This is a genomic window from Actinopolyspora alba, assembly GCF_900112765.1.
In the GTDB taxonomy this organism is placed as follows: Bacteria; Actinomycetota; Actinomycetes; order Mycobacteriales; family Pseudonocardiaceae; genus Actinopolyspora; species Actinopolyspora alba.
Genome location: NZ_FOMZ01000006.1, coordinates 62,858 through 78,186 on the forward strand (window position 1 = coordinate 62,858; position 15,329 = coordinate 78,186).

Here is a 15,329-nt window from a genome sequence, read left to right on the forward strand (position 1 = left end):
TCGGCGGTAGCGAGTTCGGCGAATCGTGTGTTGAGTTGCTGGGAGCGCTCACAGGTGCTGTTGTCGATCGGAGTTCGTCGAGAATCCGAGGAGCGATATCCGTTGCGTGGTTTGGTCCTTCGTACGTTGCTGTGCCTGCTCAGCTGTTTGGCCGCCGTCGCCGCGACCGCGCCGGCCGCCACCGCTCGTTCCGCGCCGGAGCCGCGTGCCCAGGAATGGGTGGCCGCCTGGGCCGCCAGTCCGGTGCGAGGCAGCGATCTTCCGGGAACCGACTCGTGCCCGGCGGGGGAGGGGGTCGACGACGCCACGGTGCGCGATGCCGTGTTCATCAGCAGCGGTGGTTCCGAGGTCCGGATCAGACTCAGCAACGTGTACGGGAACGCTCCACTTCGGATCGGCCACGCGACTGTCGCGGTGCGTTCAGCCGGTGCCGCCGCCGTGCCCGGAACCATGCGCGAACTGAGGTTCGGCGGGAACGCGGCCGCCGTGATCCCGGCGGGCGAGTACCGCTACAGCGATCCGGTCGAGCTGCGGGTCGAGGCGCTGTCCACGCTGCTGATCAGCGCTCACCTTCCCGAGACCACCGGTGCGCTGACCAATCATCCCTTCGCCAATCAGACCAACTACCTGGCACAGGGTGACACCGCTGCCGATCCGGCCGGTTCGGGCTACGGCACCATGCCGTGCTGGGTCGTGGCGGATGCCGTCGATGTGCGCCCGAGCCCACGGGTCGAGGGCACGGTGGTCGCCTTCGGGGACTCGATCACCGACACCGCCGCCACCACTTACGACGCCAATCAACGTTGGCCCGACCATCTGGCGCGACGGTTGAACGCCAGGAGTGGCGCCACTCTCTCGGTCGTCAACGCGGGACTCGGCGGTAACCGACTGCTGGCCGAGCGTCCCGGACAGCCCTATTACGGGATCGCCGGGGTGGACCGGTTCGCCGGGGACGTGTTGAGTCAGTCCGGGGTGCGCAGCGTGATCGTGCTGGAGGGGATAAACGACATCGGCTACAACGCCACCGCCGATGAAGTGATCGCGGGCTACGAGCGGCTGATCGAGCTGGCCCACGATCGGGGAGTGACCGTGCTGGGCGGCACGATCACGCCGTTCAAGGGATCGAGCGTCTGGACCCAGCAGCGGGAGGACACCCGGCAGCGGGTCAACGAGTGGATCAGGAACAGCGGCCGGTTCGACGCGGTGATCGACTTCGCGGCGGCCACCGCAGACCCCGACGCGCCGCTGCGGCTGCGGCCGAGCTACGACGGCGGTGACGGGCTGCACCCCGGTGATGCGGGCACCGCCGCCATGGCGGATGCCGTGGATCTCGACGAGCTGCTCTCGGTGTCGGCGGGGGCCGGGCCGCCACGGTGACGGGTTCCGCGCACCACTGATTCGTTCTCGCGGCTGTCATGGGGGAGGTTCCGGCGACCACCGGGACTTCTCCCCACAGGGGCCTATCCGGCCGAGTCTTCCGTGCGGGAGTCCACGAGAGGTTCCGCCCGACGTGAAAACGCTGAAGCAGCGGGAAACCGGTCGGCGAAGCCCCTCTACTAGGGTGTTGCCGTACACCACAGCAGCACCCGGGGACGTGATGCCGTCGAAGCGCCCGACGATCTCCGACATCGCCAGAGCGGCGGGGGTCTCCACCGGCGCCGTCTCCTACGCGCTCAACAAGCGTCCCGGGGTCTCCGCGGCGACCCGCGACCGCATTCTGCGGATCGCGGCCGAGCTGGGGTGGGCCCCGAGCAGCGCCGCGCGCTCCCTGACCGGCGGCAGGGCCGAAGCGGTGGGGCTGGTGGTGGACCGCCCCGCCCGCGAGATCGGTGTCGAGCCGTACTTCATGCAGCTGATATCCGGGATCCAGGCCGAGCTGGCCGACGGCCCCACCGCGCTGCTGCTGCAGGTCACCGACAACGCCGAAGCCGAACTCGCGACCTATCGTCGCTGGGCCGCCGAGGGCAGGGTCGACGGTGTGCTGCTGGTGGATCTGCGTCACGAGGATCCCCGGGTACGACTCGTGCGTGAGCTCGGGTTGCCAGCCGTGCTGCTGGCCGATCCGGTCGATCGGTTGGACCTGCCCTGCGTGTGGACCGACGACCGGGGCGTGATGACCGAGGTGCTCGAACGGCTCGCAGCGCTCGGGCACCGCTGGATCACACGGGTGGCCGGGCCGGAGGAGTTCGTGCACACCGGTATTCGCTCGGACGCGTTCACCGCGGCGGCGGCACGGCTCGGTTTGGACGGTGCCCGGATCGTGCACGCCGACTACACCGACGAGTCCGCCGCGCGCGTCGTCCGTGAGGCGCTCGTCTCGGCGGAGGTACCGAGCGCACTGGTCTTCGACAACGACGTGATGGCCGTCTCCGCGCTGGGGGTCGTGCGGGAGCTGGGACTGTCCGTTCCGGAGGACGTCTCAGTGGTGGCCTGGGACGATTCCGCGCTGTGCCGGTTGGTTCGGCCCGCGCTGTCAGCGGTGCGCAGACCGATCGCCGAACGCGGAGCCACCGCGGTGCGGATGCTGCTCGAACTGCGTAACAGGTCAACGGTCGGGGACCGGCGCACCTCCGATCCGGACTTCGTCGAGCGGCACAGCATCGGATTTCACCCGGGGTGACCCCCGGGAACCGAAGACACCTCGTCCGTCCGGACCTTCTGTCCCACGTGGTTTCACCTTGACTATTAATCGCTTAAGTGATCCAATTCACTTCAGTGTTTCGTGTGGACTCGCGGCTCGGATTCCGCGAGCCGCAGCGGTCCGCACACTGTTGATGGGAGCGCACGGATGCGTCGTGGTTTCGCCTTCGTCGAGACGAAGGACGGCCCGGTCAGCTGGTTCGGGGCCAATTTCTGGTCCGCGTCCGGCGGGCCGCGGATGTGGACTCGTTACGATCCCGAGCTGGTCCGTGCCGAGCTCGCCGTGCTGCGTGAACACGGCTTGACACTGACCAGGTCGTTCTTTTTCTGGCCCGATTTCATGCCGGAGCCGGACAGAATCGACGAGAACTGTGCCGCCGCCTACGCGGACTTCCTGAACGCACACGTCGAAACGGGCATGCGCACCGTGCCGACCTTCCTGGTGGGGCACATGTCCGGTGAGAACTTCGATCCACCCTGGCGAGGGGGACGTGACCTCTATCGGGACGTGTGGCTGTTGGACCGGCAGAGCTGGTTCGTCGAACAGCTCACCGCGCGCTACACCGATCATCCCGCGGTGGCGGGCTGGTTGATCAGCAACGAGATGCCGATCTACGGCGAGCCCGCCGACCGGGAGAGCGTGACGGCCTGGGCGGGCCTGATGGTCCGCTCGGTGCGGGCGGGAGGGGGCACCCAACCGGTCTCCATCGGCGACGGTGCCTGGGGTGCCGAGGTCACCGGAACCGACAACGGGTTCTCGGTGCGTGACCTGGCCTCGTTGACCGATTTCCTCGGCCCGCACGTCTACCGCATGGAGGACGACCGGGTCCGCCAGCACTTCGGGGCGGCCTTCATCTGTGAGCTCACCACCACGTTGGGCAGTCCCGTGGTGCTGGAGGAGTTCGGGTTGTCCTCGGACTTCGCCTCCGACGAGCACGCGGCGGTCTACTACCGGCAGGTGCTGCACAACAGCCTGCTCGCCGGATCAACCGGCTGGATGGCCTGGAACAACACCGATTTCGACGAACTGGCCGGGCAGGATCCCTACCGGCATCACCCGTTCGAGCTCCACTTCGGGCTGACCACCTCGCGGCGCGAACCCAAGCCACAACTGCGCGAGATGGCACGGTTCTCCGAGACCCTCACCGCCATCGACGTGCTCGGTTGTGAGCGGGAACCGGCGCGGGCCGCGATGATCGTCCCGGAGCACCTGGAGGGCGACATCCCGATCAGCGACGGCGACGACGCACGGTTCGCGTTCAGCACGTTGCGGCAGGCTTACAGCAGCGCGAAACTGGCCGACCTCCCGATCGGACTCTGCCGGGAGCGGGACGGTATCGCCGAGGACTGCTCGCTGTATCTGCTGCCCTCGGCCAAACAACTGACCGGTCCCTCGACGGGCAGGTTGGAGGAACTCGCGGCCTCGGGGGCTACGGTCTACCTCTCCTACTGCCACGGCACCGGTTCGTTCCAGCGCGGCCCGTGGATCGCCGGGCTCGACCGGATCTTCGGGGTGAAGCACCAGTTGTGGTACGGCCAGGTGGATCCGATCGAACGCGACGAGGTCGAGCTCACCTTCCGGGTGGACTTCGGTGGGCTGGCCGCGGGGACGAAGCTGTCGCTGCCGGTCGCCGGGAATCAGCACAGCCGGGCGAGGCTGCCGGTGCGGGCCACCGATGCGGAGGTCGTGGCCGTGGATCAGGACGGCGAGCCCGCGGTGCTGCGCAATCGGGTCGGTTCCGGTTGGACGGTGCTGTGTACTTACCCGATCGAGCACATGGCCGACTGGACCCCCGGGGCCAATCCGGATGCCGCGGTAGGGCTCTACGACGCACTGGCCGAGTTCGCCGGGGTGCGGCGGAGCGTGCGCGTGGCCGATCCGGCGGTGAGCGCGGACGTGCTGCGGCACCGTGACGGTCGGCGCTTCGTCTTTCTCACCAGCCAGAGCCCGGAGCCGCTGCGGGTGACTCCGGAAGTGACGGCGGGTGAACTCACCGGTCTGGACGATGAGAAGCCCGTGGACACCCTCGAACTGCCACCCTACGAAGTCCGAGTGCTGCGTATGTCGGGTTTCGACGCGGTATGAGTGCCGCCGCGTCTCGGTCGGCTCGCGGGATCGACGTTGTCGGCGTGTCGACCAGTCGCGTCGAACGAGCACACCTCGATCGGCGATGTTGACAGCGGAACGGAGGTGTGGTCGGCGGCGCGACGCGATGGAATGTTCGAGAATATTCTCGGAGGAAAAATGAAACGACGATTAAGAATACCAGCCGCCGTCCTCACCGTGCTGGCCATGTCGGTGTTGCTGACGCTTTCGCAGCTTTCGCTCGGGATGACCGGGAAAGCCGCGGCGGCGATGGGATTCCACGTCTCCAACGGCAGACTGCTCGACGCCAACGGGAACGATTTCGTGATGCGCGGGATCAACCACGCCCACACGTGGTATCCGAACGAAACGGACTCGCTGGCCGACATCAAGGCCACCGGCGCCAACACCGTGCGTGTGGTGCTCAGCAGCGGTGACCTCTGGAACCGCAACGACACCGCGGACGTGGCGTCCGTGGTCGAGAACTGCGAGCACAACAAGCTGGTCTGCGTGCTGGAGGTGCACGACACCATCGGCTATCCGGAGAAGTCCGGTGCGGTGCCGCTGTCGCGTGCGGTGGACTACTGGAACAGCGTCAAGAGCGCGTTGATCGGGGAGGAGGACCACGTCCTCATCAACCTCGGCAACGAGCCGTTCGGCAACACCGGTTACGAGGCGTGGACCGAGGACACCTCGAACGCCATCCAGCGGATGCGTGATCTCGGATTCCAGCACACCCTGATCGCCGACGCCCCGAACTGGGGCCAGGACTGGACGTACACGATGCGCGACAACGCCACTTCGGTGTTCCAGGCCGACCCGCTGCGCAACACCGTGTTCTCCGTCCACATGTACGGCGTGTTCGACACCGCCACCAAGGTCAGGAACTACCTGAACCACTTCGTCGACGCCGGGCTGCCCATCATGGTCGGTGAGTTCGGTCACCGTCACTCCGACGGTGACCCGGCCGAGGACGCCGTCATGGCCACCGCCGAGTCGCTCGGGCTCGGCTACATCGGCTGGTCCTGGAGTGGGAACAGCGGTGGGGTCGACTACCTCGACATGGTGCGGGACTTCGATCCGAACCAGCTGACCCCGTGGGGCGAGCGCATCATCAACGGCCCCAACGGCATCCGGGAGACCTCCGAGGAGGCCTCGGTGTACTGACCCGTCCAACATGAGTTCGAGTCGGTCGCACCACTCCGGCCGCGCGGTCGCCCTCGGGCCGCGCGGCCGGATCTTTTCGCTTTCCGCCTTCTGCTGCCGGCGGTACGGGCACGCCGTAAACGTTCAGTTGCCCGTTCGATCCATTCTTTACACAGGACGTGGCTCGATTATCTGATGTAGCAATGTTGATTGCTACTGAAAGTGATATTCGCTGTCCAACTTTCACGCTTCCGTGTGTATGGTTCCCTCTAAATTGTGATATGTAGTGTCACTACTTATTCTTCGTCTGTCACTGCTGTCGAGGAAAGCGGCTAGCCATGACACTTCGCAAGATCGCCGCCACTACGGCGCTCACGGTTGGAATCTCCTTACCACTGGCGGGCTCGGCCACGGCGCAGCCCGGGGATCGTGACTGTAAGGATTTCGCCACGCAGCAAGAGGCTCAGCGGGCCTACGATTCCGTACCCGAGGATCCGGAAAGGCTGGACGCGGGCGAGGACGGGATCGCCTGTGAGGATCTTTCTTCCGGCCCCACGGAATCCACCGAGGACAACAACGGTTCCGTCGGTGGTGGCAGTGACAACGGAGATGGAACCGCGGATAAGCGGGGAGACTCCGGTACCGCTCCTTCTGGCGGGGTGGATGCCGGATACGGTGGTGCCGCCACTCGTGGTGATTCCCAGCTGCTGTTGCCGTTGAGCGCGGCAGGCGGGGTGGCATTCGCCGGTGGAGTGCTTCTGATGTTCCGCCGTCGTTCCTCCGGCGGAGCGTGAATGAGCTTCCTCGGTCGTGGTTCGTCGGTAGTGCGTAGCGGTCATGGGGCATGGGTTCCCGTGGCCGCTACGCTCCTGTTGACGCTTCCGTGGTTGTTGACCGGAGCGGCCGCGCCCGTGGGCTCTGAATCCGGCCGGGCACGATCCGCGGTCAGTGCGAACACGGCTATCCACCAACGCTTCGTCCCCCGACAACAGGCCTTGCCCGTTCGTGTTCGGATTCCCGCTTTGGAGCTGGTCGCTCCGGTGGATCCCTTGGAACTCACCGATGAGGGGAGACTGGCCGCTCCGGATTCGGCGAATCGAACCGGTTGGTGGCGCGCGGGACCTGAACCCGGTGAACAGGGCCCGGCCGTGATCGCGGGACACGTCGACTCGAGGAACGGTCCGGCCGTGTTCTACGAACTGGACACGTTGTCACCCGGAAACCGGGTGTTCGTGGATCGAGCTGACGGATCCACTGCCGTGTTCCGGACGTATCGCAGCGAGCGACACGCCAAGTCCGATTTCCCGACGAACAGGGTTTACGCTGCGACAACTGCCCCCGAGTTACGGCTTATCACTTGCGGTGGAGTTTTCGACGACCGCTCCGGTGACTATCTCGACAATGTGATCGTTTTCGCTGTCCGGATTCGCTGATTCGCGATGCGGTCTGCGGGACGAGCAGTGGTTCTCGGTTTCGGGACGGTGTTGTGCAGGGGTACTGGTAAGCACTACTCCAGCGTGCGGATCGGCCGTTGCGGGTTGTCCAGCCACACGGTGTGGGTTCCGTCCGGTTCCACGGTCAGACCGGAGCGGTTCGACGGTGGTTTGCCCTGTTCGCACCAGTTCTCGACCAGCTCGGTCAGCACGGGCCAGAGTTCGCGTGGCCCCGACTGCTCGACGGTCAGGGTCTCGCCACCGAGCGGGACCAGCCGGATCCAGGAACCGTCCGCGGTGTCGTGGGCCCACCACTCCGAGCCGCGTTCGGTTTCCACCGTCACGCGGTGCATCCCCGGCAGCACCAGGTGACGCAGGAACGTCACGTCACCCTCGACCAGTTCCGGAAGGCCGCGATCGAGGTGAGTGCTCTCGGCTTCCCCACCGGTGATGGCGAGGATCTCCGAGGCGGTGGTGCCCGCGGTTTCCCGCCCGAACTGGAGAACGATCCCGGAACCGTCTATGTGGATACACGCGTCAAGGGTTACTACTACCAGCAGCCCGAGGAGATAGCCGTTTACCGTGCGGCGATGAGACGTTTGCAAGCGCAGGCTTGTCAGTCTGAAGAAACCCCAGTACTGATCAGTCGTATAACGAAGGAACTGTGATCGTGGCGAGCAGTCCGCACATCAGTACGAGTAGTGCGGCAGTCGAGAACTGGTACGAGTCCAGCTACAGCAAGGCCAATGGCTGCGTCGAGGTCGGTTCCGGTCGGAGCACGATCGGGGTTCGTGACAGCAAGTTAGGTAGGCGCGGTCCGGTTTTTGGGGTCTCGCCCGCTGCCTGGACCGCTTTCACCACCGCCCTGCGCGGCGGACGATTCGAGTGAGCCGCACGGGGTGCGGCTGCGGCGCGAGCCCGAACACCGGGCCCGACGGCGACGGTGCCCCGGCCTCTCACCGGGTCGGGGCGAGCTCGTCGGCCCCGAGAGCACGTGGAAAAGCAGTGGCGAGATCCAGCCCGAGTCTGCTTCGATCGAGGAGTGTCGCCGCATCACCCTTACGAGTTCGACGACGATCCGAACCGGATCGACCTCGACGTCGTCTGGCGTTTCCTGTCCACCGAGGCCTACTGGGGCCGCTGGCGCGAGTTCGACGACTTCCACCGGCAGGTTCGGCACGCCTGGCGCGTGGTGGGCTGTTACGACCCGCACGGCGACACCGTCGGTTTCGCCCGGGCGTTCTCCGACGGCGTCGCCATGGCCTACCTCGCCGACGTCTACATCGAGACCGCGCACCGCGGTCGTGGTCTCGGCAGGGGACTGGTACACGAGATGATCGACAACGGTCCGGGCAAGAACTTCAAATGGATGCTGCACACCGACGACGCGCACGAGCTCTACCGCGACTTCGGGTTCGCCGAACCGAACGCGAGGTACCTGGAGCGACAGCCCTCGTACCACAGCGGTTCCGGCGCGGTGTGAGATCCGGTGGTCCCGGAGGTCTGGATCCACGCCGTGGATCCGCCGCGTCCGCTGGACACCCGCGCGGAGTACCGCGTGAACATTCCCGGTGAGCGGCCGCACCTCGTGCTGGAAACCACGGCCGACCTCGCGCGTTGGGCGACCGGACGGAGTGTTCGCGGAACGCACACCGACGACGGCGCGGAGCTTCCGAGGCTCGGCCGCTGGTTGTGACCGCTCGATCGGACCGGGGCCGGGCCACGGAGGTGGACGTCTCGCACGTCGCGTTCCCTTCCGCGAGCCCGGCCCCGGCTGTTCCGATCACTGTCGATGACCGCTTGGCGGAACCTCCCGACTCAGCGGTTGCGGTTCCGGCCGCGCCGCCCGGCGCGTGTGGTTCCACCCGGTCGGTGGTGCGGCGTTCCCTCGTCGGTCCCCTCGCCGGTCGCCGTGATCCGTCGCCACAGCGAGGCCCACTGCTCGGCGGTGAGCTCCTTGGGCAGCGACCGGGCCGAGACGTGCTCGAGGCGCAACCACTCCCGCAGGGCGGAGCGGTCGATCCGTCCCGTTCGTTCGAGGATCTCGCCCAGCCCCCGTCCCCGGCCGGTGTAGACGTCCCTGACGAACCGCCGGTACTCCTCACCCGCTGTGGTGACCAGGGGTACTTCCCGCCTGCGCATCACGAGCAGGCCGCCGTCGACGGAGGGCGCCGGCCGGAAGGCGTGCGCGGGTACCCGCTGTCGCAGGCTGAACTCGTACCAGGGCCACCACTGGGCCGTGAGCATCGTGGCTCCGCCCACACCGGCTCTTCTGCGGGCGACCTCCCACTGCACCAGCAGGACCGCTGTTCGCCACTCGTGTCCTCCCAGCACGCGTTTGAGCACCGCCGTGGTGAGGTGGAACGGCAGGTTGCCGACCAGCACGTGCGGAGTCCCGGGCAGGGTGAAACGCAGGATGTCGGTGTTGACGACGGTGACGTGCTCGGGTGTGCGCCGCCGCAGTCGTCGTGCTCTACCGGGGTCGAGTTCCACGGCGGTGATCGGCCGTCCGGACCGGCCGAGCGGCACGGTGACGGCACCGTCGCCGGCGGCGAGTTCGACGATCGGTCCGTTCGTTCCGGTGACGAGGTTCTCGATCGTGGCGATCGTGGACCGGTCGACGAGGAAGTTCTGGCCGAGCTCGTGCGGCCCGCCAGGGTGGGAATGAGACATGGGTGTGCTCCGCGGAGTGAAGAACGGAGCCGGGCAGCCGAGAGCCGCACCGGCGATGACTCCGATGCGCGGCGGAGCTGCGAAAAGTGAAGATCAGCTCCCCGCCGTCAGCGGCGGGGCCTCACGTAGAAGGGAGCACGCGCGTTGATACCCATCGATGATTACTCTAGCAACGGTGCCGAACCGGCCGAGATGCCACCACCGTGCGGGGGTATCGGGGGCACTGTGCGGGAAGCGGCCGGTTCAGAAGACCAGTCGTAGCCGTTGCTGCTCGAGGTCGTAGCGCAGTTCGTGCGCGCTGTCGCGTATGCCGGAGACGATGGTTTCCACCACTTCGTCGGTGTCGGTGGCCGGAGGCATGCGAGGCGGTGTTCCGCTCAGTGCGCGATCCACCAGCCCGGTTTCCATGTGCGGTGGTCGGATGTCGAACACGTCGACGCCCCGTCTGCGCATTTCCCGCCGGGTGGCGGTCAGCCACGCCGACAGTGCCGCCTTGCTGGCCGAGTAGTCGGCCATCTCGGCCGTGGGATGGTCGGCCAGTATCGCGGAGATCGCGGCCAGCGTTCCCCCGCTTCGCTCCAGATGGGGCAGTGCCGCACGCGCGAGCACTACGGGCGCGAGCGTGTTGATGGTCAGCAGGTGCTCGGTCACCGCGTCCTCGGCCTCCGAGGTGCGGCCGAACGCCGCGACGCCCGTGGTGATCAGCACGAGATCCAGTCCGCTCAGGGATTCGGCCGCCGTGTCGACCACTCGGCGACAGGACTCGGTATCGATCGCTTCGAAGGTCGAGTAGGGCGCGCCGTCGAGCTCATCGGAAACGATGGCGAGCTCGTTCCGGTCGCGTCCGGCCAGATAGGTGCGGGTGCCCGCCTCGTGCAGCTTGTGGGCGAGTTTGCCACCCAGCACCCCGCTCGCGCCTACTATCAGGACGTTCTTGTTCCGCAATTGCACGTGAACTCCGGTTTTTCCGCCGGTGACTGCCCAGGAGAACGTTAGCCCAGTCCGTCGTGCCACGCGATCACCACGGCTCCGCGTGGCGGGAAAACGGTCGCCACCCGTCCCGGTGGGGGCTGGTTCCAACGGCGGCGATTCGTTGACGTACTCGTGAGTTTCTCGTAGGCGGGAATTCTTCTCGGCGGCGAGTGCCCGGAAACGGGTCAGTGGGATTTCGGCGTGCCGGGGTTGGCAACCCGAAACGGTGTGAATTCTTTTCATGTTGCTTTGTGGTGGCCAACACGCTCCACGGAGTACCGGAAATGAACCCGGAAGAGCGAAACATCACGGTGCGCTGTTGAGCACATGCGTTCCGGCGCGTCCTTCCGGGGGCTGTGGCGTGTGTTTTGCCAGGGAGATTCGAATCACGTTCGTACGACCGGCTGAAACCCGAGAGACTTTTCGCCCCACGGGAATAAAACCTCCTTCACGTTCGCTGTGAAGTTGGCAGTCCTGTCATCTTCACACCCTGTACGGAAGGTCGTGATGGAACGAGTCGCAGAGCACAGCACTTCCACCCCGAACCAGGCGGGTGTGAGTGAACCCACCGGGTGGGACAGAACCCGGATCATTCTCGTGCTGGGCGCCCTGGTTGCCCTGGTTCCGCTGACCATCGACATGTACCTGCCCGCCCTGCCCGACATCGGCGAGAGCCTGGGGGCGAGTTCCTCGCAGACACAGCTGACCCTGACCGGGACTCTGCTCGGGCTCGGACTCGGACAGCTGTTCATGGGGCCGTTCTCCGACGCGGTGGGACGCAGGACCCCCCTGATCGTGGGAATCTCGTTACACGTCGTGGCCTCATTACTGTGCTTGCTCGCCCCGAACATCCTGGTGCTGGGGATTCTTCGGGTGCTGCAGGGTGCGGGCGGTGCCGCGGCCATGGTCGTCGCGCTGGCCTCGGTGAGCGATCTGTTCACCGGACGCACCGCCGCGACCACGTTGTCCCGACTGATGCTGGTCAACGGAGCGGCACCGATCCTGGCGCCGACCCTGGGCGGCATCATCCTGCTGCGGTTGTCCTGGCGTGGTGTGTTCGCCGTGCTGGCCGTGCTGGGCGTCCTGCTGTTGGTACTGGCCTCGTTGGCACTGCGCGAGAGCCTGCCACCCGAACGCAGGCACAAGGGCGGCATAAAACCGGTGATGCGCTCCTACCGGGAGCTGTTCGCCGATGGCCAGTTCCTGGTCATGGTCCTGGTGGCGGCGCTCGGCATGTCCGCCTTGTTCTCCTACATCTCCGGTGCCTCGTTCGTGCTGCAGGAGCAGTTCGGACTCAACCAGCAGCAGTTCGGCCTGGTCTTCGGGCTCGGAGCCCTCATGATCATCGGTGCCACGCAGTTCAACGTCGTGCTGCTGCGCAAGTTCTCCTCACAGCAGATCGTGTTCGGCGCGTTGGCCACGGCCACGACGGCCGGGATCGTGCTGACCCTGTTCACCACCACCGGACTCGGCGGGATCGTCGGTTTCTTCGTGCCGCTGTTGTTCGTGCTGGGCTCGGTCGGCTTCGTACTGCCGAACGCCCCCGCGCTGGCGCTCTCCCGGCACGGTGACTCCGGGGGGACGGCCGCCGCGCTGTTGGGAGCCGGACAGTTCGGCCTCGGTGCGTTCACCGCCCCCGTCGTGGGTCTGCTCGGCAACGACGCCTCGGCGCTGGCGATCGCCATGACAGCGGGTGTGCTGATCGCGCTGATCGCCCTCACAGCCGTGACCATGGCGGGAAACCGTCGCGACGCGGCGGCCTCGCGGGCCGCGGCATGAGTCCGAATCCGACAGTTCCTCCCGGCTGAGATCGGCCGGTTCGTCCTCCGAGTTCGAGCGGGGCGGTGTCCGACGACACCGCCCCGCCGTGTTCTCCACGAACACGGCGGGGGGCTCCGGGGTGGTCGGGACGGCCGCGGCGCGGCTATCTTATGCGGTACCCGGAACAGGGGTCGGTTGGCTGAACGGCTTTGAGGCAAACGCATGTCACTGGCGGACAACATCGGCAACATCGGCCGCGCTATCCAGACGCGCATATACCGAGAGGGGGTTTACGGCCGCAAGCCCCGGGTCCCGGTCGATCCGCGGCGCCTGAGCCTGGCCGCCCGTTCGGCGATTTCGCGACGGGCCTGGAACTACCTGCGGGGCTCGGCCGGGGCGGAAAGTACCGCCGCGGCCAACAGGGCCGCGTTCGAGCGCCACCGGATCGTCCCCAGCATGCTCCGTGACGTTTCCAGCAGGAATCTCGGGATCGAGCTGTTCGGCCGCGCCGTCCCCGCACCGTTGTTCCTCTCTCCCATCGGGGTGCTGGAACTCGTCCATCGGCACGGTGACCTCGCGGTCGCCCGTGCGGCCGCGGCCACCGGTGTTCCCGTGACGCTGTCCACCCAGGCCTCCTACTCGATGGAGCGGGTAGCCGAGGTCGCCCCGGACGCCGTCCGCTGGTTCCAGCTGTACTGGAGCAGTGACGACGACCTCGTCACCAGCATGCTCCGCCGTGCCGAGGAGTCGGGCTGCGAGGCCATCGTGATCACACTGGACACGCACGTGCTCGGCTGGCGCCCCCGCGACCTCGACGCGGGTTTCCTGCCGTTCGCGCACGGTCAGGGCATCGCGCAGTACACCGCGGACCCCGTGTTCGCCTCCCTGGTACGGCGACGTGCCGAGCGTCCGGCGAGTTCCCCCGCTCCCACCCCCACACCGCAGGCGCTGCGGGCGTTGTGGTCGATGAGCCGCAATCACCCCGGATCGCTGCTCGCCAACCTGCGCTCGCCGTACCCGCGAGCGGCGGTCGAGACGTTCCTGGACGTGTTCTCCCGGTCCTCGCTGACCTGGGACGAGCTCGACTTCGTCCGCCAACGGACCAACCTGCCGATCGTGTTGAAGGGGCTGCAGCACGTCGAGGACGCGCGGCGCGCCCTCGACGCCGGAGTGGACGGCATCCTCGTGTCCAATCACGGTGGCCGTCAGATCGACGGCGCTCTCGGGGCGCTGGATGCCCTGCCCGGCATCGTGGCCGAAGTCGACGACCGGATCCCCGTGCTGTTCGACAGCGGGATCCGCACCGGGGCGGACGCGTGCAAGGCCCTGGCGCTCGGCGCGACCGCGGCGGGCATCGGCAGGCCCTATGCCTACGGGCTGGCCGCGGGAGGTGCCGAGGGTGTACGAACCGTGCTCGAACACCTGGTGGCCGAGCTCGACATCACCATGGCGCTGGCCGGAATCGCCGCACCGTCCGAGCTGGAACCGGGGCTGCTGCGGCCGGTTCACAGCTGAGTCCCGTGACCGGGCCGTGCCGTTGGAACGGGGCGCAACGGTTTCGGACCGGGCCGCAACGGTTCAAACGGCACGCATCGTCCAGTCGTACAGCCCGATCATCACGGTCGCGAGCGCGACCCCCAGGAAGAAGCCCGCTCCTTGACCGAGCACCAGACACAGCAGCGCGCACGCGTAGGAGAAGACGATTATCCCCGTGCGGAGGTTGAACCGCAGCCCGCGAGACCGACGGGAACCCTCGTTGCTCATGAGTTCGGCCAGGTGGGGGTCGTCACCGCTGAGCTGGTGCTCGATCTCGTCCAGCCTGCGCCGTTCGTACCGATCGAGCATGGCCCACCTCCCAGGCCGTGGTGTCGTCATCGCAAGCATCGTCGTGACCGGTGGCGCTTCCGAAGGGTCTTATGTCATTCGTTCCCGGCTGACGAGGTCACGACACGCCGTTGGCGTCCTCCGCAGCGTCAGCGGTCGTGCAGCGCCGCTCCCACGGGACCTTGTGCCCTACGGGGCGTGATACGTCCCGCCTAGGCTGAACTCGTCGATCGGCCCGATTCCGTTGTTCTGCCGCAGCGGTGTTCAGCCGGTGCCGCTCGACGGAACGGATCCGAATCATCGGCTACGTTTGATGGGGGAGTGTTGGCGAATGGCACACGCCGAGCACGGGACCGGATCCCCGGTCGACCGTTCCAACGGAGTCCTGGCCAGCGGCCTGGAGATGTTCGCCGGCGTGCTGATGCTGATCATCGGGCTTTTCCACGTCGTTGTCGGCCTCACGGCACTGCTGCGGAGTTCGTTCTACGTGGTTGCCGGGGATTATTTCTTCGGTGCCGACATCACGACCTGGGGATGGGTGCACGTGGCGCTGGGCCTGCTGGTCGGAGCCACAGGTGCGGCACTGCTGTCGCAACAGCGGTGGGCGCGCGTCACCGGTATCGTGATCGTCGCGTTGAGCGCGCTGGGCAATTTCCTGTTCGTCCCGATCCAGCCGTTGTGGTCGGTACTGATCATCGCGGTGGACGTGGTGGTGATCTGGGCGCTGGCCACCCAGCTGCGCGGACTTCCGGCAGCGCGTGAGTAATATTCGCAAAAATTGGTGTGGCCTTTCC

General features: G+C 66.7%; 17 protein-coding genes. 13 read left to right on the plus strand and 4 right to left on the minus strand.

What is annotated here, in order from left to right; translation table 11 throughout:
* Positions 1-102: 102 nt before the first annotated feature.
* The 6 genes from BM150_RS10130 (at position 103) to BM150_RS25040 (ending at position 7,305) form a co-directional block, all read left to right on the plus strand.
* Entirely contained in the window at positions 103-1,377 is a 1,275-nt protein-coding gene (locus tag BM150_RS10130; protein WP_217641527.1) for an SGNH/GDSL hydrolase family protein, read from the plus strand.
* Positions 1,378-1,597: 220 nt separating this feature from the next.
* On the plus strand, positions 1,598-2,620 hold the full coding sequence (locus tag BM150_RS10135; RefSeq protein WP_092926433.1) for a LacI family DNA-binding transcriptional regulator: 1,023 nt from the start codon (positions 1,598-1,600) through the stop codon (positions 2,618-2,620).
* A gap of 168 nt (positions 2,621-2,788) precedes the next feature.
* Positions 2,789-4,726: a cellulase family glycosylhydrolase gene (locus tag BM150_RS10140; protein ID WP_092926435.1), complete on the plus strand. Its 1,938-nt coding sequence runs from the start codon at positions 2,789-2,791 to the stop codon at positions 4,724-4,726.
* A gap of 159 nt (positions 4,727-4,885) precedes the next feature.
* Positions 4,886-5,893, plus strand: a complete 1,008-nt coding sequence (locus BM150_RS10145; RefSeq protein WP_092926437.1) for a glycoside hydrolase family 5 protein — start codon at positions 4,886-4,888, stop codon at positions 5,891-5,893.
* 317 nt (positions 5,894-6,210) lie between these two features.
* Positions 6,211-6,666: an excalibur calcium-binding domain-containing protein gene (locus BM150_RS10150; RefSeq protein ID WP_092926439.1), complete on the plus strand. Its 456-nt coding sequence runs from the start codon at positions 6,211-6,213 to the stop codon at positions 6,664-6,666.
* Entirely contained in the window at positions 6,667-7,305 is a 639-nt protein-coding gene (locus BM150_RS25040; protein WP_092926441.1) for a class F sortase, read from the plus strand.
* Between the two features lie 74 nt (positions 7,306-7,379).
* On the opposite strand, the gene BM150_RS10160 is transcribed toward BM150_RS25040, so the two are convergent.
* Positions 7,380-7,691, minus strand: coding sequence for a hypothetical protein (locus BM150_RS10160; protein WP_139219505.1), 312 nt, complete (start codon positions 7,689-7,691; stop codon positions 7,380-7,382).
* Between BM150_RS10160 and BM150_RS10165 the strand changes: the two genes are divergently transcribed.
* The 4 genes from BM150_RS10165 to BM150_RS10180 all read left to right on the plus strand — a co-directional run bounded on the left by BM150_RS10165 (position 7,674) and on the right by BM150_RS10180 (position 9,001).
* On the plus strand, positions 7,674-7,973 hold the full coding sequence (locus tag BM150_RS10165; protein ID WP_139219506.1) for a Scr1 family TA system antitoxin-like transcriptional regulator: 300 nt from the start codon (positions 7,674-7,676) through the stop codon (positions 7,971-7,973). The genes BM150_RS10160 and BM150_RS10165 overlap by 18 nt on opposite strands.
* Positions 7,974-7,975: 2 nt before the next feature.
* Complete coding sequence (locus tag BM150_RS10170) at positions 7,976-8,194, plus strand: DUF397 domain-containing protein (protein WP_217641529.1); 219 nt, start codon at positions 7,976-7,978, stop codon at positions 8,192-8,194.
* Positions 8,195-8,347: 153 nt separating this feature from the next.
* Positions 8,348-8,788, plus strand: coding sequence for a GNAT family N-acetyltransferase (locus BM150_RS10175; RefSeq protein WP_092926447.1), 441 nt, complete (start codon positions 8,348-8,350; stop codon positions 8,786-8,788).
* A 6-nt stretch (positions 8,789-8,794) separates the two neighbouring features.
* Complete coding sequence (locus BM150_RS10180; RefSeq protein WP_092926449.1) at positions 8,795-9,001, plus strand: hypothetical protein; 207 nt, start codon at positions 8,795-8,797, stop codon at positions 8,999-9,001.
* 122 nt (positions 9,002-9,123) lie between these two features.
* Here BM150_RS10180 and erm read toward each other — a convergent pair whose 3' ends face one another.
* Entirely contained in the window at positions 9,124-9,978 is an 855-nt protein-coding gene (erm, locus tag BM150_RS10185) for a 23S ribosomal RNA methyltransferase Erm (protein ID WP_092926451.1), read from the minus strand.
* A 243-nt stretch (positions 9,979-10,221) separates the two neighbouring features.
* Entirely contained in the window at positions 10,222-10,929 is a 708-nt protein-coding gene (locus BM150_RS10190; RefSeq protein WP_217641530.1) for an SDR family NAD(P)-dependent oxidoreductase, read from the minus strand.
* A 528-nt stretch (positions 10,930-11,457) separates the two neighbouring features.
* On the opposite strand from BM150_RS10190, the gene BM150_RS10195 reads away from it, so the two are divergent.
* Complete coding sequence (locus tag BM150_RS10195; protein WP_092926455.1) at positions 11,458-12,729, plus strand: multidrug effflux MFS transporter; 1,272 nt, start codon at positions 11,458-11,460, stop codon at positions 12,727-12,729.
* A gap of 204 nt (positions 12,730-12,933) precedes the next feature.
* The gene (locus BM150_RS10200) at positions 12,934-14,226 is read left to right on the plus strand and encodes an alpha-hydroxy-acid oxidizing protein (protein WP_092926457.1); all 1,293 of its coding nucleotides are present in this window, start codon (positions 12,934-12,936) and stop codon (positions 14,224-14,226) included.
* A gap of 63 nt (positions 14,227-14,289) precedes the next feature.
* Here BM150_RS10200 and BM150_RS10205 read toward each other — a convergent pair whose 3' ends face one another.
* Complete coding sequence (locus BM150_RS10205; protein WP_092926459.1) at positions 14,290-14,556, minus strand: DUF3040 domain-containing protein; 267 nt, start codon at positions 14,554-14,556, stop codon at positions 14,290-14,292.
* A 310-nt stretch (positions 14,557-14,866) separates the two neighbouring features.
* On the opposite strand from BM150_RS10205, the gene BM150_RS10210 reads away from it, so the two are divergent.
* Positions 14,867-15,301 (plus strand): DUF7144 family membrane protein, encoded by a 435-nt coding sequence (locus BM150_RS10210; protein ID WP_092926461.1) that lies wholly within the window; start codon positions 14,867-14,869, stop codon positions 15,299-15,301.
* Positions 15,302-15,329 lie beyond the last annotated feature (28 nt).

Coding starts and splice junctions, on each gene's coding strand:
- BM150_RS10140 (WP_092926435.1), top strand. CDS start 2,789: ATGCGTCGTGGTTTCGCCTTCGTCGAGACGAAGGACGGCCCGGTCAGC.
- BM150_RS25040 (WP_092926441.1), top strand. CDS start 6,667: ATGAGCTTCCTCGGTCGTGGTTCGTCGGTAGTGCGTAGCGGTCATGGG.
- BM150_RS10210 (WP_092926461.1), top strand. CDS start 14,867: ATGGCACACGCCGAGCACGGGACCGGATCCCCGGTCGACCGTTCCAAC.
- erm (WP_092926451.1), bottom strand. CDS start 9,978: ATGTCTCATTCCCACCCTGGCGGGCCGCACGAGCTCGGCCAGAACTTC.
- BM150_RS10195 (WP_092926455.1), top strand. CDS start 11,458: ATGGAACGAGTCGCAGAGCACAGCACTTCCACCCCGAACCAGGCGGGT.
- BM150_RS10200 (WP_092926457.1), top strand. CDS start 12,934: ATGTCACTGGCGGACAACATCGGCAACATCGGCCGCGCTATCCAGACG.
- BM150_RS10150 (WP_092926439.1), top strand. CDS start 6,211: ATGACACTTCGCAAGATCGCCGCCACTACGGCGCTCACGGTTGGAATC.
- BM150_RS10135 (WP_092926433.1), top strand. CDS start 1,598: ATGCCGTCGAAGCGCCCGACGATCTCCGACATCGCCAGAGCGGCGGGG.
- BM150_RS10145 (WP_092926437.1), top strand. CDS start 4,886: ATGAAACGACGATTAAGAATACCAGCCGCCGTCCTCACCGTGCTGGCC.
- BM150_RS10205 (WP_092926459.1), bottom strand. CDS start 14,556: ATGCTCGATCGGTACGAACGGCGCAGGCTGGACGAGATCGAGCACCAG.